Annotated in this window: 20 protein-coding genes; 7 read left to right on the top strand and 13 right to left on the bottom strand. The window is 68.9% G+C overall.

The features are described from left to right. Nucleotides 1–8 precede the first annotated feature (8 nt). The 7 genes from L3Q65_RS37975 to L3Q65_RS37945 form a co-directional block, all read right to left on the bottom strand. Nucleotides 9–413, bottom strand: coding sequence for a hypothetical protein (locus tag L3Q65_RS37975; protein ID WP_182893815.1), 405 nt, complete (start codon nt 411–413; stop codon nt 9–11). A 9-nt stretch (nt 414–422) separates the two neighbouring features. Next, nucleotides 423–3,710, bottom strand: a complete 3,288-nt coding sequence (locus L3Q65_RS37970; protein ID WP_237597819.1) for a WXG100 family type VII secretion target — start codon at nt 3,708–3,710, stop codon at nt 423–425. Continuing rightward, nucleotides 3,710–4,042, bottom strand: coding sequence for a hypothetical protein (locus L3Q65_RS37965; RefSeq protein WP_237597818.1), 333 nt, complete (start codon nt 4,040–4,042; stop codon nt 3,710–3,712). Before L3Q65_RS37965 ends, L3Q65_RS37970 begins: the two co-directional genes overlap by 1 nt. A gap of 1 nt (nt 4,043) precedes the next feature. Beyond that, nucleotides 4,044–4,301: an acyl carrier protein gene (locus tag L3Q65_RS37960; RefSeq protein WP_182893813.1), complete on the bottom strand. Its 258-nt coding sequence runs from the start codon at nt 4,299–4,301 to the stop codon at nt 4,044–4,046. Beyond that, nucleotides 4,294–5,901, bottom strand: coding sequence for a fatty acyl-AMP ligase (locus L3Q65_RS37955; protein WP_237600987.1), 1,608 nt, complete (start codon nt 5,899–5,901; stop codon nt 4,294–4,296). Before L3Q65_RS37955 ends, L3Q65_RS37960 begins: the two co-directional genes overlap by 8 nt. 90 nt (nt 5,902–5,991) lie before the next feature. Continuing rightward, nucleotides 5,992–7,191, bottom strand: a complete 1,200-nt coding sequence (locus L3Q65_RS37950; RefSeq protein ID WP_255751208.1) for an RNA polymerase sigma factor — start codon at nt 7,189–7,191, stop codon at nt 5,992–5,994. Next, nucleotides 7,188–7,559, bottom strand: coding sequence for a YciI family protein (locus L3Q65_RS37945; RefSeq protein WP_182893811.1), 372 nt, complete (start codon nt 7,557–7,559; stop codon nt 7,188–7,190). Before L3Q65_RS37945 ends, L3Q65_RS37950 begins: the two co-directional genes overlap by 4 nt. A 117-nt stretch (nt 7,560–7,676) precedes the next feature. Between L3Q65_RS37945 and L3Q65_RS37940 the strand changes: the two genes are divergently transcribed. After that, a complete protein-coding gene (locus tag L3Q65_RS37940; RefSeq protein WP_237597817.1) occupies nt 7,677–8,444 on the top strand; it encodes a methyltransferase in 768 nt (255 codons plus the stop codon). A 6-nt stretch (nt 8,445–8,450) separates the two neighbouring features. On the opposite strand, the gene L3Q65_RS37935 is transcribed toward L3Q65_RS37940, so the two are convergent. Beyond that, nucleotides 8,451–9,197, bottom strand: a complete 747-nt coding sequence (locus L3Q65_RS37935) for an alpha/beta fold hydrolase (RefSeq protein ID WP_182893809.1) — start codon at nt 9,195–9,197, stop codon at nt 8,451–8,453. 79 nt (nt 9,198–9,276) lie between these two features. Here L3Q65_RS37935 and L3Q65_RS37930 point away from each other — a divergent pair, with 79 nt between their 5' ends. From L3Q65_RS37930 to L3Q65_RS37915, 4 genes are all read left to right on the top strand, one after another. Then, nucleotides 9,277–9,873, top strand: a complete 597-nt coding sequence (locus tag L3Q65_RS37930; protein ID WP_237597816.1) for a TetR/AcrR family transcriptional regulator — start codon at nt 9,277–9,279, stop codon at nt 9,871–9,873. Between the two features lie 398 nt (nt 9,874–10,271). Continuing rightward, nucleotides 10,272–10,682 (top strand): hypothetical protein, encoded by a 411-nt coding sequence (locus L3Q65_RS37925; protein WP_237597815.1) that lies wholly within the window; start codon nt 10,272–10,274, stop codon nt 10,680–10,682. Beyond that, on the top strand, nt 10,679–11,278 hold the full coding sequence (locus L3Q65_RS37920) for a DUF3558 domain-containing protein (RefSeq protein WP_237597814.1): 600 nt from the start codon (nt 10,679–10,681) through the stop codon (nt 11,276–11,278). Before L3Q65_RS37925 ends, L3Q65_RS37920 begins: the two co-directional genes overlap by 4 nt. A 1-nt stretch (nt 11,279) precedes the next feature. Next, nucleotides 11,280–12,536 carry a WXG100 family type VII secretion target gene (locus tag L3Q65_RS37915; protein ID WP_237597813.1) on the top strand — a complete coding sequence of 419 codons (1,257 nt, stop codon included), beginning with the start codon at nt 11,280–11,282 and terminating at the stop codon, nt 12,534–12,536. A gap of 988 nt (nt 12,537–13,524) precedes the next feature. Here L3Q65_RS37915 and L3Q65_RS37910 read toward each other — a convergent pair. Then, on the bottom strand, nt 13,525–14,058 hold the full coding sequence (locus L3Q65_RS37910) for a hypothetical protein (protein ID WP_237597812.1): 534 nt from the start codon (nt 14,056–14,058) through the stop codon (nt 13,525–13,527). A gap of 183 nt (nt 14,059–14,241) precedes the next feature. Here L3Q65_RS37910 and L3Q65_RS37905 point away from each other — a divergent pair, with 183 nt between their 5' ends. After that, a complete protein-coding gene (locus L3Q65_RS37905; RefSeq protein WP_237597811.1) occupies nt 14,242–15,288 on the top strand; it encodes a LysR family transcriptional regulator in 1,047 nt (348 codons plus the stop codon). A 300-nt stretch (nt 15,289–15,588) separates the two neighbouring features. Here L3Q65_RS37905 and L3Q65_RS37900 read toward each other — a convergent pair whose 3' ends face one another. The 4 genes from L3Q65_RS37900 to L3Q65_RS37885 all read right to left on the bottom strand — a co-directional run bounded on the left by L3Q65_RS37900 (nt 15,589) and on the right by L3Q65_RS37885 (nt 17,666). Further along, the gene (locus L3Q65_RS37900; protein WP_182893802.1) at nt 15,589–15,954 is read right to left on the bottom strand and encodes a DUF427 domain-containing protein; all 366 of its coding nucleotides are present in this window, start codon (nt 15,952–15,954) and stop codon (nt 15,589–15,591) included. An 82-nt stretch (nt 15,955–16,036) separates the two neighbouring features. Then, nucleotides 16,037–16,750 (bottom strand): trypsin-like serine protease, encoded by a 714-nt coding sequence (locus tag L3Q65_RS37895; RefSeq protein WP_182893801.1) that lies wholly within the window; start codon nt 16,748–16,750, stop codon nt 16,037–16,039. A gap of 168 nt (nt 16,751–16,918) precedes the next feature. Continuing rightward, on the bottom strand, nt 16,919–17,278 hold the full coding sequence (locus L3Q65_RS37890; RefSeq protein ID WP_304504591.1) for a hypothetical protein: 360 nt from the start codon (nt 17,276–17,278) through the stop codon (nt 16,919–16,921). 22 nt (nt 17,279–17,300) lie between these two features. Next, complete coding sequence (locus L3Q65_RS37885; protein WP_182893799.1) at nt 17,301–17,666, bottom strand: hypothetical protein; 366 nt, start codon at nt 17,664–17,666, stop codon at nt 17,301–17,303. A gap of 318 nt (nt 17,667–17,984) precedes the next feature. Here L3Q65_RS37885 and L3Q65_RS37880 point away from each other — a divergent pair, with 318 nt between their 5' ends. Beyond that, entirely contained in the window at nt 17,985–20,369 is a 2,385-nt protein-coding gene (locus tag L3Q65_RS37880) for a protein kinase/lanthionine synthetase C family protein (protein WP_237597810.1), read from the top strand. Nucleotides 20,370–20,378 lie beyond the last annotated feature (9 nt).

The following is a 20,378-nucleotide window of genomic DNA, read 5'->3' as shown; positions in this document are numbered from 1 at the left end:
TCAGAATCTCAATCGCGCCAACGGTTGTTGAGGAAGGCGTCGTCGTCCTCGTCGTCTTCCACCGGACGCGGGCGGCGCGCCGGACGACGCGGCGCCTCGCTCCGCAGCGCGGGCTGATTCGGAGTCACCGCGAACGGGGACGCCGAACCGGGCTCGTTGCCGAACTCGTCGGAATCGAACGCCGAGGGCGGTTCGGTGCTCGGCCGGTCCGTGCTCCACCCGGACTTGGTCTTGCGCTTCCCCATCTCCCGCCGGTGCTGGACGTACCGTTCGGCCGCCTGCACCTGCTTGGTCATGTACTCCTGGGACTGCGCCTTGATCTCCTCGGCCTTCTGCTCGCGCAGTGCCCTGCGGTCGGCCTGCTCCCGGACCAGCGCGTCCAGTTCGGCCTTCATCGCGGCGGTTTCGCTCATGCGTGCCTCCTACCTGGTCCGGATGATCGGCGCGTCGTCGTCATCGTCGAGTGAACCAGTGATCCGGCTGGCAGGCTCCGCGAGGTTGTCGAAGACCGCGCCCTCCACGCGGTACGCCGCGCGCCGCTCGGTCTCGCCGCCTCCGCCACCGCCGCCGTGGCCGCCGCCCATCGCGCCCATGCCGGGCATCCCGGAGCCGCCGGACTGACCCGGTTGACCGGAGTGGTCACCCGCGGGCTGCGAGAACCCGCCGCCGGTGTGGGTGCCGGCTACGGGCGTGTTGTCGACGCCGACCATGGGCGCGCCGTGCAGCGGAGCACTCGGAGCGCCGGCGGGCACGCCCGGACCTCCGCTGTGCGACATCTCCGGACCTGGACCGCCCTCAATCGGATGTCCAGGAGCCCCGCTCGGTACGCCGTGGTGCAACGGCTGGGCCGGACCGCCCGCGTGGTGCCCTGGGGCGTCCGAACCCGAGGTCCCGGGGCCGCCTCCGGCCGGATCCCCTGCTGGGTATCCGCCCAGCGGGTCGCCGGTGTGCGAGATCTCCGGACCCGGGCCGCCCTCGATCGGATGCCCGGGGTGGCTGCTGGGCGAGGCGCCGCCATGCCCGTTGCCGTCGGGCCCCTTGTGGTCACCGCCGGGACCGTCGCCCGCGTGATGCCTGCCGGTGCTGTCGCCGGGCATCTCCGGACCATGGTCGATCGGACGCGTGTGCTGCGGCTTGTCTTCCTCGCCGAGCGTGTACGTCGTCGGGTTGCCCTTGCCGTCGTCGACCGTGACGACAGTCGGCCCGTTCGGCCCGTCCGGACGCTCCGCGGTGATCTTCGTGTCGCCGTCGCGGAGGTGGATCTTTCCGTCCGGACCGGGGTGGTGGACCTGGTCGCCGTGCTGGCCGGCTCCGCCGTCGTGCGCGGACTTGTCGTCGGACCAGTCGATCTTGAAGTCCTTGACGTTCCCGGAGCCCTCGCCGATCTTGATGTCCATCTTGCCGTCGTGGTCCGGCTCGGACATTTCGAAGGTCTTGTCGCCCTGCTTGACCTTCAGGACATCGCGGCCGTCCTCGTCGGGCTTGCCGTCGTGGTTCTTGTCTTCACCCGGCTTGCCGTCGTGCCCCTTGCCGTCGTCGTCGGGCTTGCCGTCGTGATTCTTGTCCTCACCCGGCTTGCCGTCGTCGTCCGGCTTGCCGTCGTGGTTTTTGTCCTCGCCGGGCTTGCCGTCTTCGCCGCCGGGACCGCCGTCGGCGGGGTCGGTCTTGATCGGCGGGCCGTCCACCGGACCGCCGCCGCCGGAACCGCCGCCGCCCTTGTCGCCGGGGCTCTTGTCGTCGCCGGGAACCTTGTCGTCAGGGCCCTTCCCGTCCGGACCCTTCCCGTCTGGGCCTTTGCCGTCGCCGGTCGAACCGGGTTCGCCGCCGCCGGGTCCGCCGAGGGAGCCGCCGCCGTGGCTGCCCTGCGAGTCCTTCTTCAGCGCGTCCATCGCGGCCTCGGCCTTTTGCTTGGCCTCCGCCTGCGCCTTCTGCTTGGCCTCTTCCTCGGCCCGCTGCTTCGCCTCTTGCTCGGACTGGCCGTGGTCCCCGCCTCCGGAACCGCCGCCGGAACCGCCGCCCGACGGGCCACCCGAACCCGACCCTCCGGAACCGGAACCGCCGGGATCGGTCTTGATCGGCGGGCCGTCCACCGGACCGCCGCCGCCAGTCCCGCCGCCGGGACCATCGCCCGAGCCGCCGCCGAGGGGGCCGCCACCAGGCGAATCCGACGGAACGTCGAGGTCGGGAACCTTCCCGCCGCCCCCGCCGGAACCACTGCCGGACCCGCCGCCCGAACCGGAACCGCCGCCGGTGCCGCCCCCAGTGCCGCCGCCGAAGCCACCGCCGGAACCGCCGGGGTGGTCGCCCTGCGGCGTGTCCGAACCGGATCCGCCACCGGATCCGCCGCCATAACCGCCGCCGGGACCACCCTGGCCCCCGCCGTAGTTGCCGGAACCGCCCTGGCCACCGCCGTAGCCGCCGTTGCCGCCAGGCCCCTGACCGCCGCCGCCAGGCCCGCCGCCGCCAGGCCCGCCGCCCGGCCCACCAGGACCGCCGGCGCCACCAGCCCCGCCGGCCCCGCCGTCCTTGGCGCCCTCGAACTTGTTCTTGATCTTGCCCATTTCCTTGTCAAGGGCGTCGTACGCCTTGTCGACGAGGTCCTTGGCGTCCTTGCAGGCCTTCTCGAACCCCTTGTAGATGGTGTCCCACATGTCGGGGTTGAACTGGTTCATGATCCACTGCTTGGCGAGGTCCTTGCCGTGGCTCTGGATCTCGTCGTCGTTGCAGCAGCCCTGGTCGTTGAGGGTGTCGACCAGGTTGGTGCCGAAGTTGTAGTCCATCCAGCCGGCGATCTGCGCCAGGTCGTCGACACTGCCGTGCTCGCCGTTGGCGACCGCGATGACCTTCTGCGCCATCGTGTAGTCGGCCTTGCCGACCTGGTCGCGGTACAGGGCGATGACCTGGTCGGCCTTCCCCTTGCACAGGTCGAACAGCGTCTTCGTGGTGTGCAGCGTCGCTTCGCTGGCGTGGCTGAGGTCCTCGCCCAGCTTCGCGGCCTTCTTCTGGATGCTCTCGTTGTACCGGTCCGACGCCGCGTCGGCTCCCGCGCCGGTCCAGGTCCCGAAGAGGGTGCCCAGTTCGGTTCCGGTGTCGGTCAGCGTCGACTTCACGGTTTCCGAGCCGTGCTTGAAATGCATGGCGTCGTTGATGAAACCCTCGAAGCTGATCCCGCGCTGCTCGTCGAACGGACCGCGGATGTCCTTGTCGAGGTCGAGCTTGCGGGTGTTGCCCTTGCAGTCGTCGGGAAGCTTCTCGAGCAGCCCGCCGAAGGTCTCGAACACCCGCAGCGCGGCCGCCGCGGGGTCGAAGAGTTCATCGGAAGTCTTCGTGCCGGTGGCCGCGGCGTCCTTGCCCTCGCCGGGGGCGGGCGGCTGCTTCTTGTCGAGCTCGCCCTTGCCCTTGTCGACTTCCTTTTTCTTCTCGTCCTGGTTGTAGCTGGCCTGCTGGCCCTTCTGCCGGGCCTCTTCGTAGACCTGCTCGAGCGGCGGGGCGCCGCCCGGAGCCGCGAACGGGTCGTTCGGGATGGTGATGAACGTGCGGCCGTACGACTTGATGTACTTCGCGACGTCCTTGCCCTCGTCGCCCTCGGGATTCGGGTGTTCGTGGACCCACGCCCGGAGCAGGCCGTCCTTCAGCTCCGGCGGCACCGCCGAGTTGTCGAGGAGCTTCTTGACATCCGGCCACGTCTTCGGCTTGTTTTCGTCCGCCATCAGAGGATCCCGTCGACGCCGTTGCCGGTCTTGGTGATGGCGCCGGACTGGTTGTCCTCGTTCGTGCCGTAGGCAGACCCGGCGGTGCTGATGTTCGTGCCGAACGATTCGAGCGCCTTGCTGTAGCCGGAGAGCGCGCCCCACAGCTGTTTGGTTCCTTCGAGGTACTTGTCGGCGTGCGCCTGGTGCACCCGGCCGAACTTCTCCTTGGTCAGCTCGGAGGTTTCGAGGTTCGGATTGTCGTCAAGCAGCTTCTCCGCCAGGTCGCCGATCTTCTTCGACGCCTTCGACAACGCTTCGGTTGTCGCGGTGTACCCGCCCCCACCGCTCATTTCAGTGCTTCTCCTCAGCTCGGCAAGCTGTCAGTGCCTCCGCGAGCACAACCGCCACGGATTCCACGTCGGTGAACCGATCGAGCTCGTCCAGATCGATCGACACGTCGTAGTAGATCTCCAGCGCCGCGAGAAGCCGGATCCGGCCCTTCGAGTCGATGCCGAGCTCCTCCAGCGGAGCGTCGGGCACGACGAGGGCCGGGTCGAGCCGGAAGGTGTCGCTGACGACCTTCGTGACCTCGGCGCAGTGATCACCCACGGACGCCACCGTAACGCGCCTTGGCGGCGGAGCGGGCGACCTTTCCGCTGGAAGTGCGCGGAAGTCCGCCAGAAGGGACCAGGTGTACCGCACGGAGCGTGAGATCGTGCTCCCTCGACACCGCTCGCAGCACGGCCCTGGTCACGTCCTTGACCTCGGCTTCCGCTCCGCGAGCCCATTCCGCGACCACCATCGCGCCCTCGCCCTGTTCGTCGGCGACCCCGAACGCCGCGACCCGGTCACGCCGGATCGCCGGGTGTGCCTCGCCCGCCGCCGCCTCGAGGTCCTGCGGATGGAAGTTGCGGCCGTCGACGACGATCAGGTCCTTGAGCCTTCCGGTGACGTAGAGATCGCCGCGGTGGAACACGCCGAGGTCGCCGGTGCGCAGCCAGCCGTCGAGCCCGTCGAGGACGCCGCCGAACGAGCCCGCGTCGCCGCGACCCCAGTAGCCGGACGCGACGTTCGGGCCGTGCACCCAGATCTCGCCGACCTCGCCTTCGGGCTGCTCGTGTCCGTCGTGGACGATCCGCACGAGCTGCCCGACCGGCCGTCCCACCGACATGACCGGCTGGCCGTCCGGCGTTTCGACGGCGCGGCCCTGGGCAAGGGCTTCCCGGTCGAGCATCGCGCCGCGCGGCCCTTCCTCGCCCGCGCTCGCGACGTAAACCGTGGCCTCGGCCAGCCCGTACGACGGCCGATGCGCCTCGGCGCGGAACCCGTGCGGGCCGAACACCTCGTGGAACCGCTCGACCGTGCGCGGCCGGACCGGCTCGGCTCCGTTGAGCGCGACCCGGACGTCCGACAGGTCGAGGTCGTCCTCCGCGCCGACGTCAGCGGCCAGGTCGTAGGCGAAATTCGGGGCCGCGGTGAAGACGGCCGGATAGTCCGAGAGCTGGCGCAGCCACCGCTGCGGCCGGTGCACGAACTCCGCCGGCGACATGAACACCGACCGCCCGCCGACGTAAACCGGCAGGCACAGCAGCTGGATCAGGCCCATGTCGTGGAAGAACGGGATCCAGCCGGCACAGGTCGTCCGCTCGTCCGAGGCGTAGGCCTGGCTGGCCTGCCAGCAAGCCGCGACGATCGCCCGGTGCGGGATCACCGCGCCCGCCGGTTCGCGCGTCGATCCCGACGTGTACTGCAGGTAGGCGGGGCTTTCCGGATCTACGCGGACCGGGTCGGCGCCCGGTCCGGACAGTTCGTCCACCACCACGAGGTCGCCGGGATCGCTGAACTCGCGCACCTTCGCCGCGACGGCGGACGACGTCGCCCACACCCGCGCGCCGGAATCGGCGAGGACCCCGGAAAGCCGGTCGGACTGCGCGCGATTGCCGGGCAGCATCAGGGGAACGGCGACCATCCCGGCGGCGAGCGCACCGAAAAACGCCAGTGGATAAGCGAGTTCCTGTCCGGCGAGGATCGCGACGCGTTCGCCCGGTTCCGCGACCCGGCGCAATTCCCCGGCCACGATCCGGACCTTGGCGGCGAATTCCGTCCAGGTCAGGGTGTGCTCGACGCCGCGGTGGTGATCTTGGTGGGTGAACAGCGGCCGTTCGTCGTCCGCGCGGGCGAACAGCCGGTCCACGATCGAGTCGCGCATGACCTCGTCAGGCACGCTCGCAGACGTCCGGGACACGCAGCGCAACCTACTCGACTTCGCGACCGGCCCGCGAGCCCGGGCACGGAGAATTCACTCGCGTACCTTGGCGGCTCGGGATTCCAGATAACGTCGCTCCGCGATACTCGCCGTCGCCTTCGCGGCCAGCCGGTAGTTCTCGTACGCGCCAGGCAGATCCCCGGCTTTCTCCAGCAAATGCGCCCGCACCGACAGCAGCCGGTGATGCCGCGCTATCCGTTCCTCACCGTCCAATGTGGACAACAGCGTGAGCCCGGCCCGCGGCCCCTCCGTTTCGGCGAGCGCGATCGCCCGGTTCAACGTCACCACCGGATTGGGCGCGATCCGTTCCAGGATCAGGTAAAGCGCGTGCACCTGCCGCCAGTTGGTCTCGTCCGCGGTGGCCGCGTCGGCATGCGTCGCGGCAATCGCCGCTTGCAGCTGATACGGGCCGAGCGCCGGACCGGCCAGCGACGCTTTCGCCAGCTCAGTGCCCTCCTCCAGCATCGCGCGATCCCACGTCGTGCGGTCCTGATCGGCCAGCGGAACCAGGTCGCCGGACGGCGTCGTTCGGGCCGTGCGGCGGGCATGGGTCAGCAGCATCAACGCGAGCAGACCGGTCACCTCGCTGTCGTCCGGCAGTCGCGCGTGCACCATCCTGGCCAGCCGAATCGCCTCGTGCGCCAGGTCGGCGCGGTGCAGATCGCTGCCCGACGACGCGGTGTAGCCCTCGTTGAAAATCAGGTAGAGCACCTGCAGCACGACGTTCAGCCGCTCCGGTTCCGCCGAACCCGGGAACGAGCTGCCCGCCGCCTTGATCCGCTGTTTGGCACGGCTGATCCGGGCAGCCATCGTGCCCTCCGGCACCAAAAACGCGCGGGCGATCTCAGCCGTCGTCAGACCGCCGACCGCGCGCAGGGTCAACGCGGTCTGCGACGCCGGGGTCAGCGCCGGATGGCAGCAGAGGAACAGCAAGAGCAGCGTGTCGTCGGTGTCGGGCACCTCGGGCGCGGCCTCGGCGGCGTTCGCCAGCTCGCGCTCGCGGCGCGCCTGGTCGCTGCGCAACTGGTCGACATAGCGCCGGGACGCGACCGTCGACAGCCAGCCGCGCGGATTGTTCGGCACGCCTTCGACCGGCCATTGCCGAGAAGCCGCGAGGACCGCCTCTTGCACGGCGTCCTCGCAGCCCTCGAACTGGCCGTACCGGCGCACCAGCATGCCAAGGACCTGCGGCACGAGCTCGCGCAGCAGGTCCTCGACGGAGGGAGCGGTCACGCGTCCAATTGTCCTTCCGAGAACATCACCTGGCGCACCTCGACGCCGAGCCCCTCGATCGCGGCGTCCGGGACCTGCGCGGCCAGCTCGATCGCCCGCTCCTTGCTCTCGACGTCGATCAGGTAGTAGCCGCCGAGGAACTCCTTGGACTCGAGAAACGGCCCGTCGGTCACCACCGGCTGCCCGTTGCGCACCGACACGACCGCGGCCTGCGACGGGTCGGCGAGCGCCTGTGCGGCGATCAGCTCGCCGGACTTCTTGGTCGACTCCATGAACGCGGTGACGCCGTTGCCGAGGGCTTCCTTCTCCTCGTCGGTCAGCGCGTCGAGAACGGACTGGTTGATGTGCAGGCTGATCAGGAACTTCATCGTCGTGCTCCTCGTGGTTTCGGGGTCTTTCGCGGAGTGGTCGGAGGCGCGGGCGGGTTCTGGACATGGACCTTATGTGACGCGCGTCACCATGATTCCGGGCGCACTATGAACGGCATGGAGACCGACGCCTGGGCCGCGCTGGCGAGTCCGTTCGTGGAAGGCGCGTACGCGACCGTCAAGGGCCGAGTCCGCACGTACGTCCTGCATCAGCAGCTCCTGACGCACCTGCCTCCGCCGCCGGCGACGGTACTCGACGTCGGCGGCGGGGCCGGACATCAGTCGTTTCCGTTGGCACGCCTGGGTTACGACGTCGTGCTGTTGGACTCGTCGGACGCGATGCTGTCGAAGGCGGAACAGCGCCTCGCTTCGGAATCAGCTGAGGTTCGCGAGCGCGTCCAGCTGGTGCGCAGCCGCGGCGAGGACGCGGTCGCGGCGGTCGCGGGCCAGAAATTCGACGCGGTGCTGTGCCACGGCGTGCTGATGTATGTGGACGATCCTGTGCCGATGATCGACGCGTTGTGCGCCTGCTCGGCACCGGGCGGGATCGTCTCGGTGATGGCGCTCAACGCCGAGACCTTGGCCGTCCTCCCCGCGCTGGAAGGGCGGTGGAGCGACGCGCTGACGGCGTTCGACGCGCAGGGCGAGCGAGGCGTCCTCGGCGTGGACACGCGCGCCGACACGGTCGCCGGGTTGTCGCAGCTGCTCATCGGACAGGGAGCCGAACCTCTTGCCTGGTACGGGGTTTGGCTGTTCGCCGACTGGATGGACCTGGATGTAGACGAGAGCCGGATCGGCGAGATCGCGGAGGTCGAACTGGAGGCCGCGCGACGAGATCCGTACCGGCGGCTCAGCCGGGTGTTCCATGTCGTCGCGCGGGCCTGATCTGTCCTATTTGGACGAGTCCCAGAACTCCGCGAGGACGCGCGCGCCCTGGACCGGGTCCTGCGTCATCCACCAGTGCCCGAGCCCCTCCAGCACCGCGACCTTCGCCCCGGCCCGCGCGGCCGCGCGGCGGCGTTGCTCGTCCGTGCCGACGAAGTGGTCCCCGGTCGCCAGCACGACGAGCCCCGGACGCTCGGCCGCGCGTTCGAGATCACGGCCGGCCTCCGCGAGCGCCGGCTGCGCCGCGGACCGGTAGAGCGGCAGCACCGCGCGGGCCATGTCGTCGTTCATTCCTTCGGCGACCTTGGCGGCCACCGCTTCGTGCATTCCGCCGCCGACCAGGCGCGCGGCCCGGGCTTCCACCGGCGCACCGAACATCGCCGCGACGGATTCCTCGCCGACGCCGGGTTGCTGCCACCCCTGGGCGAGGTCGTGCCAGACGTAGTCCTGGTCGAACGCGCCGGCCGCGTCGCTGACCCAGGTGCGCACCAATTCCGGACGGGCCATGACTGCGTTGACCACGTGCGCGCCGCCCCAGTCGTGGCCGACCAGGTCGACCGGTTCGGGGAACTTTTCCAGCTCGGCGATCAGCCAGTCGCGGTACTCGACGGCCGTCGCGCCGAACCCCTCCGGCCACGGCGCGCCGAACCCGGGCGGCGACAGGCACACGGTCGGCCGATCGCCCAGCTCGGCAAGCAGGCGCTCCCACACCGCGGCGGTTTCCGGATTGCCGTGAACGAAAACTGCGGTCATCGGACTTCCTCCCTCTCGTCACTCCCACTCTACGCATACTTGCTTGTCAGCTGGCAAGTATGTTGTAGAGTTACTTCCCGTGACCACGCCCCGCCGCACTCAACAGGAACGCCGCGACCAGGCCTCGGCCGCTTTGCTGGAAGCCGCCGCCGAACTGGTCGTCGAGGAAGGCGTACGCGCCGTGACCTTGGCGCGCGTCGGCCAGCGGGCCGGATACAGCCGTGGCCTGGTCACCCACCACTTCGGCGGGAAACAGGCGTTGCTGGAACAACTCGCCCGCACCACGCAGACCGGTTTCGTCCCCGGTCTCGACACCCAGCCACCCGGCCTTGACCGGCTGCTGCGGCTGATCGACGGCTACCTCGCCCGGCTCAGCGAACCCGACGTGCTGAGCCGCGCTTTCCTCGTGCTGTGGGCGGAATCGATGACCGCACCGGAACTCGCCCCGATCTTCCGCGAACGCGACACCGCCTTCCGCGACGACCTGCGTCAGGAGATCGCCGCGGGTATCGCTGAAGGCACCATCCGCGCCGACATCGATCCGGAGCAGATCGCCGTCGCCATCGTCGGGCAACTCCGCGGCATCGCACTGCAATGCCTGCTCGACCCGGCCGCCGTGGAGCCGACCGAGCTGTGCCGCTGCGCCGTTGAAGTGTGGAAACGGGCACTGTCCTAGAGCTGCGTCGCGCCGCCAATTCCGTACCCATGGTGCAGGTGGCGCCGAAGGCCAGGAACAACATCGCCGCCGCGACCTCCTCCGGCGCACCGAAGCGGGACATCGGATTGTCCGCGGCCATCTGGGCTTTCGTCGATCGCGAACAGGGATCGCCCTTGCCAGATCGTGGTCGCCGGCCGAGCAGGCGACGAGAACCCCTTGCTGCCGGACGTTCACCGGGCAGCGATCCGGCATTTTTCGGCTTGAACTGCGCATTCTTGGGTTCTATAGTAATTGCGTCTAGAGCATTAATGTCTAGTCGGCTTCCGCATTTCGGAGAACGTCACACAGACAGTGAGTGATCAGCTACTTTGTTAGCTGTCTGCATTTGATGACACCGAACATGGGGAGGGCTTCGCGTGTGGGAGGACGTCGAGTTCTCGATCTTTCATCCGTGGGAATCCCAGCCCCGCCAGGGCGGGTTCTCGCTGGACGCGGACGTCGCGAAGGAAATTCTGCACGAGCTGCGCGGGTACCAGGACCGGCTGCTGGCAATGCAGCGCAAAGTCACTGCGTTGTGCGCCATGAAGCCGCCGTCGAAGGACCCGTCGACCTTGGCGATGCATGTCGCCATGGTCGGTGACGGAACCGGGAAACAGGGAGCGTTCTCCTACGGAAGCAAGCACATCGACCTGCAACTGTCGTACGTCACCGAACTGATCGACCGCATCCGAAAGGCACTGGCCGCGATCGGCGAGAGCGATCAGGACCAGGCCAAGTCCATCCAGAACACCGCCCCCAGCCCCGGCGCCCAAGGAAACTTCGGATGAACCCGCGCACGATCCTCGCAGTGCTCAGCGTCGCCGTCGTCGCAGTCGCCTGCTCGACGCCCACCGACGGCACCGCGGGGCCGGCCACCACGTCGTCAGGTCCGTCGCTGCCCTACGGCGGTGCCCCGAAAGTCGAGAACCCGCTTCCCGACAACGCTCTTTCCGGCGACCCGTGCCAGGCCCTCACCCCGGAACAACTCACTTTTCAACTCGGCTCCGCGGTAACCGGGAAACCCGACACCGTCCCCACTCGCGCCTGCGATTGGACCAGCCCGGACACCCACAGTTTCATCGGCTTGTCCTTCTTCCCCAAGAGCAACGACGGCCTCAGCAACGTTTACGCCAACGTCCGGCCGCAGATGAAGCGCTTCGACGTTCTTCCTCCCATCCAGGGCTTCCCGGCAGTCGCCTACAGCGTCAGTCCCGGACCGAATTCCAATAGCTGCGATGTCAACGTCGGTGTCACCGATCAGCTTTCCTTCGCGGTCGAGGCGTCTCCAGGTGAAACCAAGCGCGGCAAGATCGATCCTTGCCCGCTCGCGGCGTCGGTGGCCGACAACGTCATCACCACGCTGAAGCGGAAAGCCGGCCGGTGACATGAAGTTCTGGGAGCCGATCAAGCACTACCTCGACCAGCACCAGGAGTTGACGGTGCCCATCGAGGACATCGTCCAAGAAGTACAGGCCTCCGATCCCAGCAGCTGGCACGACGGCGCGGCGACCGCGCGCGAACTGGCCAGCGAGCAAGAGACGATGAGCCAGGACTTGTCCGGGACGATGACGAAGCTGGAATCGTGCTGGAGCGGGCAGGGTGCCGACCTGGTGAGCGAGCGGCTGCGCCAGATCCGCGCCTCGGCGGTCGATGCGCAACATGCCTTCGCGGCCAACGAAAACACGCACGCCACCGGCATCGCCATGCACGAAAACCTGCGGAATCAGCTGACGTCGATCCCGCCCGCGCCCACCGCCAGCCCGACGCCCGCGATCGGGCTGATGAACGCGGACGTCATGTCCAAGCTCATCGAGCACGACAGCGCGCAGCAGAAAAACCTTGACACGTACGAGAAATTCACCTCGGACAGCCAGGGCAACACCCAGCAGCTTAAGGTCGACTACGGCACGATCGGCGCTTACGACGGCGGCGACGTCACCATCCAGCAGCATCCCTCCACCGAGCCGAAGCCCCAGCCCGGACCGGCCGCTCCCGGCGATCAGCCTCACGCACCGGGCGGCGTCGGCACGACATTCAGTCCCGGAACTGCCCACACCAGCACTTCACCGCACAGCAGCTCAGCCGGGAACACACTGCCTGGCAACGGAAACGACCACACCAGCACCTCCGGCTACACGCCGTCTGCCTCGGGTTCGGACGTGGACACCCCGTGGCGCGGCGGAACAAGAACCCCTCCGGTACCGGGCGCGGGGAACGAATTCGGTGTCACGCCCATCAGCGGACCCGGCGACGGACGTCTCGGCGGCATCTCAGAACGCCTCGGCGGTGGTCCCGGACGGCCTGGCAGCGGCTCCGGACGGTCCGGCGCCGAGGGTGGCCCCGGACGCCAAGGAGCCGGCAAACCCGGCGGCAGTTCGGGACGGCTGGGTGGTGAGGCAGGCCCGCGCTCCGGAGCGGGCGCGAGCGAAGGCGCGGCTTCCCGGGTCGCCGGGGAACGCGGTGCACCCGGCGGAAAGGGCCTGTCCGGCGCGGCGGCGCCCGGGGCCCAACGTGGCAAGAAAGAAGAAGACGAGGAGCATGAACGCAAGTACGTTCTTGATGTAGACCTCTTCGCCGGCGAGGGCACCGCCGTCGACCCCGAAACCGGCATGCGTCCGACCCCGCCGACGCTCGGGGCGTAAGGACCGCTGCCACAGCGACCCGTCGGTCAGCCAGATCCCGGCAGCGGTCACCGGGGAGCGACGACAGCCGCGGTCCCCGTGCCCCGGTTCCGCCTCGCCGCCGTCGACAAACACGTCCAGGCAAGCGGATTCCGCCTCGCTGCTGTCAACAAACACTTCCCCGCGAGCAGGTTCCACCCCGCAGCCATCAACAAACGCCGACCCCACGACCCGGATCCACCCCGCAGCCGCCAACAAACGCCGACCCCACGACCCGGATCCACCCCGCAGCCGCCAACAAACGCCGACCCCACGACCCGGATCCACCCCGCAGCCGCCAACAAACGCCGACCCCACGACCCGGATCCACCCCGCAGCCGCCAACAAACGCCGACCCCACGACCCGGATCCACCCCGCAGCCATCAACAAACGCCGTCCCCACGACCCGGATCGGCCCTGCGGCCGTCAGCAAATGCCGTATCCGCGACCCAGCCCGCCCGCGCCGCCAACAGACACCGACCCCACGGACCCGGTTCCGCCCCGCCGCGGTCAAGCGGCGAGGCGGAACTCCCCCTCGCGTGGCACTCCCCTCCCAGCAGCGCTTCCGCAGAAGCGCTGCCCCGACGGCTCGGCCCCTCGAACGTCACCCCTCCAGCGCCGTTCCCCAACGGGCCGCCTCATTCGGCCGCCCTCGCAGGGTCGTTGGCCTCAGCCAGGATCCGCGCCCGGCTCAAGCGGCCATTCCTCCGAGGGCGTGGCGCACCAGCATCCGTCCCCTCAAACGGATCTGCTGGAGCAACCGGTCATGCACCACCCGCGAAACGCCGCCCCTCCAACGACGCCCTCGCAGACGGCCCCTCACCAACACTGCTCTCGAAACAGGGTTACCGCCCTCGACGGCTGCCCCCGACACAGCCGCCCTCCGGCAATCCTTCACACAGCTCGGCGTCCCGAGCGGCACGACCCCTCAGACGTGCCGCCCGCAAATACCGCGTTCTCTCGGAAACGTCAGACCGCGAACGCCGCGGCCTTCCGCGCGAGCACCGCGTTCTTGCGCGCCCGAACGGCCCGGTTGGCCCCGGGCAGCCACTGCACCACGAGCACCGCCAGCAGGCTCAGCACCGCGATCGCGTCGAAGGCGTTCAGCAAAGCCGGGTTCAGGTCGATCAGGTCACGCAGGCCGAGACCGATGCCGAAGACCGCGAACACCGTCAGCACCACCCGGGCCCAGTTGTGCGCGGCGAGCACCATCGCGGCCGACACCAGCGTCACCAGGCCGATGACCAGCCAGATCGCCGCGCGGCTGGTGAAAGACGGCATGGCGATTCCGGTCAGGTCGTCGACCGTGAGCAGGCCGCGCGAGGCCAGATCGTGGCCTTCGCTCTGCAGGTATTCCTGCACTGCGGGCCGGATCAGGCCCTCGCCCTGCACCAGCACCATCGCACCCCACAGCAGCCCGCTGAGCGCGCCGAGCAACCCCAGCCCCCCGCCGATGGTCAGGGTGCGGGAGCGTCGCGCGCCGGTGGAACTGTACGAACTCACTTCTGTCGAACTCCTTGGATCAGCATATCGAATCAAGCGTCACGGAGTTTCCCGCCGACCGCTTGCGCCGTCCACTGGTTCGGCGATATTATCTTCAGATTTTTTTAACTGGCCGCGAGATCAGGAACGCCGGGTTAGGCTCGCGGGCGTCCGCGAAGAGAATGAGAAGGCGAGTCCTGCCCGATGTCCGCACCCAGCCCGTTCCGGTCGCCGTCGTTCAACGTGCTCAGCAGGCTCCTGCGGTCGTCACCTGCACTGCTCGACACGACGTTCGACCAGTTGCGCACGCTGATCACGGTCGCGGAAACCGGAACCGCCCTCGCCGCGGCCCGTACGCTCGGCCGCGACCAATCCAGTGTGCAAAAACAACTCGACACTCTCAACCGCAATTTCTCGGAATTGTGCGGCGAACCATTGTTGCACCGCCAAGGGCGCGGTCGTGACGTCCTTTTTACCGACACCGGGCGCGCCGTCGCACAGCAAGCTCGCCGCACTCTCACCGAATGGCTGGACACCATTCACGAATGCCGGCGCGAACTCGGCGGAACGCTCACCGTCGGCGCGACTCGCTACACCCTCGGCAGCCTCGCGCACGCCGGCGATCTCGTGGCCGAGCAGTTCCGTGCCCGCGACATCGAGCTCAACGTGGTGCACGTGCGCACCAAAGACCTCATCGACCGGCTGCTGGCCAAGGACGTGGACCTGGTGTGCGGCAGCGTCGTCACGACCAGCGCGCTCGACTCGGTCGACGTGCTCGAATGGCGGCGCAGCGGACTCGGCATCGTGACCAATATGGACACTCCGAAGCCCGGGGAGTCCGTCGCCACCAGCCAATTGCCGACGCTTCCGCTCGTCGTGCCCAGCGGCGGCGTGATCAACGACTTTATGCACGGCTGGTTCGGCTCCGACTACCGCAACCGGCTCGACATCGTAGCCGAGATCGACTCCGCGCAATACGGATTCGAACTGCTCCGTTCGGGTCTCATCCGCGGCTGCATGCTCGTCACCCAAGGACTCGGCGAGGCCGCGGGAGAAAACCGCCTGCACGCCGCCTCCGGATTGCGCACAATCGGCCTCGTCGACGACATCGAGCCGAAACTCGAACTGCTCGTCGGTGTGTTCGCCCGGCGCGGCGAACGATCCTCGTACCCGGACAGCCATCCGCTCAACCTGCTCTGGAACGCACTGCAGCAAGCAGGAGAGGCGTCCTGGCTCGAAGACGACCGCTGAACCGCACCGAAGCGCCGACCAGGCCCGAACCGCCGAGCCACACCGAGGAGCTGATCGGCACCGAACCACCGAGCCGCACCACACCGCGAGCAACGCCGAGCCCGAACCAGCTCCGAACCGCCTAGCCGCACCACACGCCGAACACCGCCGAGTCCGAATCAGCCTCGAACCGCTGTGCCGCACCACTCCGCGAACACCGCCGAGCCCGGATCAACAGCGCACCGGGGCAGCAGCACACCGGATCAGCAACGCCCTGAGCCAGCACCGAAGCAGGATCAGCCCGGGCCACAGCAACCACCCTCAGCCGACCTCCTCGATCTCCACCCGGTCCGGATAAAACGCGACGTGCCCCTTGATCGGAGCCACCGCGTCGTACGGGTCCTCGTACACCCACACCGCGTTCTCGCCGTCCGGCACCGCGGCGAGGCTGTAGTAGGAAGCGTCACCCTTGTACGGGCAGTGCGTGCGGTGCTCGGTGGGCGACAGCATCGCCAGGTCGACGTCCTCCAGCGGGATGTACTGCACCGGCGGATAGCTGGCCTCGCGCAGCACCTGCGCGCGGGTGGTGTCGGCGATGGTCTTCTCGCCTGCCTTGACCACCACCCGCGCGGGGTTGGGCTCAACGGTGATCGGGTGGTCCGGCCCCGGGATCAGCTTGTCGGGCATGGTTCTCCTCCTCCGCGCAACGGAAGCGGTGCGCACTCCCAACACTAGGCCGGACCACCGACAAAATCAGGCGTCGGCGAGGTCAGACGCCCGCGACCTGCGAGATCCAGCTGCGGTACCGCGTGATGTTGGTGTACGCGGTGCTGCTCTGCCGGTCGCTGGTCGACGCGACGCCGACCTGGCGTCCGGACGCGAACATCGGGCCGCCCGAGTCGCCGCCTGCGGTGATGCCGTCGCCGTAGGTCGCGCACACCGCGACGCCGCCTTCGTAGTCGCTGCACGACGGCGTCGTGACGCGCACGTTGGCCACCTTCAGGTACCGCGACTGGCAGTTGATCTCCGAACCGCATCGGCTCGTCGCGCCCCAGCCGTACACCTGCACCGTCTGCCCGGCGCGGACGTCGGTCGAGGTGCCCAGCGGCGAGTACGTCGCGTTCACCGAGCTGGACAGCCGGACGATGGCCAGGTCAGCCGCGCCCGGGTAGCGCGTGATCGCGGCACCGGTCGCCATCGTGCCGCCGCTGCTCTGGTCGAGGCTGCCGATACGGAAGGTGTAGGTCCCGCTGGAGGCGACGCAGTGCTTCGCGGTGAGGATGTACTGCGGCGCGATGATCGTGGCCGTGCAGTTCTGCTGCCCGTTCACGAACAGCCGCGCGGCCCACGGGGCGTTGGAGGCGTAACCGCCGCCGATGATCGCCGGGGTCGAGGTCGGCCCGCTCGAAGCGGCGGCCTGACCGGCGAATCCGGCTAGGCCAAGCGCGGTAGCGAGCACGAGCAAACAGGTGCGCAAACGCATGGTCTCTCGTTTCTGCGGCTTCGTCGCCGCGGTTCCGGTGGGGACGGGCCCTCGATCATCAAGCCCGCGCCCACGAACCAGAACCGGCGAAAGTAGCCGGGGACCACCTGTTCTTCTGCCGCCACCGCCGCTACGGACAGTTCCGCGTACTGTTCCCCGACCAGCGGCTCAAGCGACCCTGGTCCGGCGCAGCCAGTACAGGCCGATCACCGGAAGCACCAGCGGGATGAACAGGTACCCCTGTCCGTACACCGACCAGACCGTGGCGTCCGGGAACGCCTGCCGGTCGAAAATGCTCAGGGTGCCGACGGTCAGCACGCCCAGCAGCTCGACCGTGCACGCGGCGAGCGCGATCCGCCACCACGTCCGGCCGCCGCGGGCGAGAGCGATCGTGGCCAGGATGTAGACCAGCGCGGCGAAGGCCGACAGCACGTACGCCAGCGGCGCCTCGTGGAATTTCGTGCCGATCTGCACGCCCGCCCGCGACGTCGCGGCGAGCGCGAAGATGGCGTACACCGCGACCAGGATCCGGCCGGGGCCGGTGGCCGTCTTACGCGCTTGCTCCACTCCACACCTCGTTCAGTCGCAGCACCATCACCGGAATGGCCAGGCAGGCGATGCCGAGCACGACCGTGCTCGACCGGCTCTGCTCGGCGAGCGCCCACGCCGCGCCGACCGGCAGCACGACCAGGCAGCCGATCAGATAGGCCAGATAGGTCGCGAGGCTGCCCGGGTGGTGCCCGCCGACGAGCAGCACGATCCCGATCACGAGCTGGGCTACCAGCAGCGCCTCGATCACCGCGAGCGCGACGAGCAGCGGGGTGTCCGGGAGCTTCTTGCGCGCCGCCTGGACGAAACTCCACAGCGCGACGAGCGCGGCGCATCCAGCGACCGCTATCGCGAACCCGACGATCACCCGTTCCTCCTTCTGCCCGCCGGCCTCAACGTACCCGCCTCGCTTGCCGACCCGGACGGGCGAGGGGCCGACGGCGTGGCCGGGGCCACGTTCACCGGAACGGGTCGCTGGCATTCCGTCAATTCCCGAATGCCACGGAAATCCCGCTCGACCGGGCGACGGTAACTCACTCTCGGTTCGCCGGTGCCGGATTTATCCTCGCCCCGCCCGGGTCCGCCGAACGCTGAAATGGCGGATTGGCGCGACGCCGAAGCTGTGCGGGAATGGTTTCCGTCGCCGGAGAACCGGAGAAGCGCACACGCGGAAGGATCCACTTTTATGAACGTCCGGCACGAGGCATTCTGCCTCGCCGATCCGTGGTTCTTCGACCGCCGACGGGAAATATCCGCCGACGACCTGGTCGCGCCACCTTACGGTCCACAGTGGACAGAAGAGGAGCGCGACCATTGGCGCTACCTCCATCCATTCGACACTATATTGCCGGAACAAGGCTGGGCCGTAGAGATTTCCGCCGCCCCCGGCAACGCCGACCGAGTACTGGACCGCGTTCGCGAGTACTGCCGGAGCGCCCGGCTGCACCACCGGCACCTGCGTTCCCGTTCGATTTTCCTCGATCGCAATGCCGAATATCCGACCACCGGCGGAACCGGTGCGCTGGCCACTATTTATCCTCCGGACAATAGCGCGCTCGAGCGGATCCTCGACGATCTTTCCGAACTTCTCACCGGCGAGCCCGGACCGGATATCGACGGCGCGCTCCGCTGCGGAGAATGCCCGATTCACGTGCGTTACGGCGGATTCACGCCACTGTGGACCGAGCACGGCGGCGCCCGCGTACCCGCGCTGCGCAGGCCGAGCAGCGCTCTCGAACCCGCGCCGCCAGGCCCGGACTTCTCGGTGCCGAACTGGGTCCGGATTCCCGACTGCGTCGCGGAGTACACCGATGCGCCGCTGCCGCCGCACCGGGTCGCCGAGGTACTCCGCCAAGCCCACGGCACCGCCGTCTACCTGGCCGAACGCGGTGGCGAGCAGGTGCTCGTCGAGGAGGCCTGGCCCTACACCGGACTGGACAGCGACGGCGTCGACGCGGTCGCGCGACTGGAGCGCAAACACGACCTCCTCAAGCGGCTCGCCGGAATCCCCGGCATCCCGAAAACCCACGCCTACCTCGCCGGACAGCGGCACTACCTGGTGCGGGAGTACCGGCAGGGCCTGCCGCTGGACGTCTGGCTCACCCGGCATTACCCGCTCACCCGCCGCGACTGCCCCGAAGCCGACCTCGCCGCCTACCGCAAACAGGCGCTGTCCGTGCTGGCGCAAGTCGACCGGATCGTCTCCGAAGCCGCCGAACGCGGCGTCGTGCTCGAAAACCCGCACAACATCCTGGTCGACAGCTCCGGCACGGTGTCGCTGACCGGCTTCGACCGCGACGAGACCGCACTGCGGCTCCGCCTCTTCCTGCCGCTGGCCCCGCTTTACCACCTGGTGCCGGAACGCCTCCGCTGGGCCGCGGAGCTCACCGAACGCCGGTTCTCGCTGCCCGCCGGATACGCCGACAGCATCGCGCCGCACACCGAACCCGCGCACACCGAACTCGACGAACCCCGTCCCGATTGGGCCCTGGTGCGCAAGCAGATCGCCGAAGCCCTGCTCGCCTGCGCGACCCCGGAGCGCGAGGATCGGCTGTTCCCCGGCGACATCGAGCAGTTCCGCGTCGGCGGCGCGACCTTCGGCACCGGAGCGGCGGGCGTGCTGCACTCGCTGCACGTCGCGGGCGTCGGCCGCTTCCCCGAGCACGAGCAGTGGCTGCTCGACGCGATCGAGGGGGAACAGCCCAGCCGCGCGGGTTTCTACGACGGCAGCCACGGAATCGCTTACGTGCTGGAGGAGTTCGGCTACCGGAAGGCCGCCGCCAATCTCCTCGCCGCCTCGCGCGCGCTGGTGGACCAGACCGTCGGCCACGATCTCGCGAGCGGGCTGGCCGGCATCGGCCTGACCCGGCTGCACTTCGCGGCGACCCGCGGCGACAACGAATTCGGCAGGCAGGCGCTGAACATCGGCATCCGGCTCGCCGAGGCATTGGACACCGCGGAACCGCCGGGAGCGACCGCGCAGGCCGGGCTGTTGTACGGCTGGTCCGGCCCGGCGCTGCTGTTCCTGCGGCTCTACGAACGCACCGGCGAACCGGCCTGGCTGTCGTTCGCCGACCAGGCGCTGGAACGCGATCTGGAGGAATGCGTCCCGGCGCTGGACGGCTCACTGCCGGTCCGAGACGGCAACCGCGGTTCGCGGCGCGGGGCGGGCATCGGCAGCGCCGGAATCCTGATCGTCACCGAACAGCTGGCGCGATACCGCTTCGACGCGAAGGCCGCCCGTAGCCTGCCCGCGCTGCGCGTCGCGTGCCGCGGGGAGTTCGCGCTCCATCCCGGCCTGCTGAACGGACGCTGCGGGCTTGCCGCCGGACTGGCCTTCAGCAGCACGCCGGACCGGCGCACGCAGGACGCGATCGACCGGCACCTGACGCGGCTTTCCTGGTACGCGGTCCCGTTCCGCGGCGGCCTTGCCTTCCCCGGCACTCGCCTGCTACGACTGTCCGCTGACGTCGCCACCGGCGGCGCCGGAGTCCTGCGCACCCTCGCCGCGCTTCAGGACGGCATCGAACTGCTCCCGTTCCTCGGCCCGACGCCGCGGATCAGCCATTAGTCCACTGTG

The organism is Amycolatopsis sp. FU40, from assembly GCF_021903635.1.
Classification (GTDB): domain Bacteria; phylum Actinomycetota; class Actinomycetes; order Mycobacteriales; family Pseudonocardiaceae; genus Amycolatopsis; species Amycolatopsis dendrobii.
The sequence above is the reverse complement of the archived record's forward strand: the minus strand, read 5'-3'. Positions and strand labels throughout refer to the sequence as shown.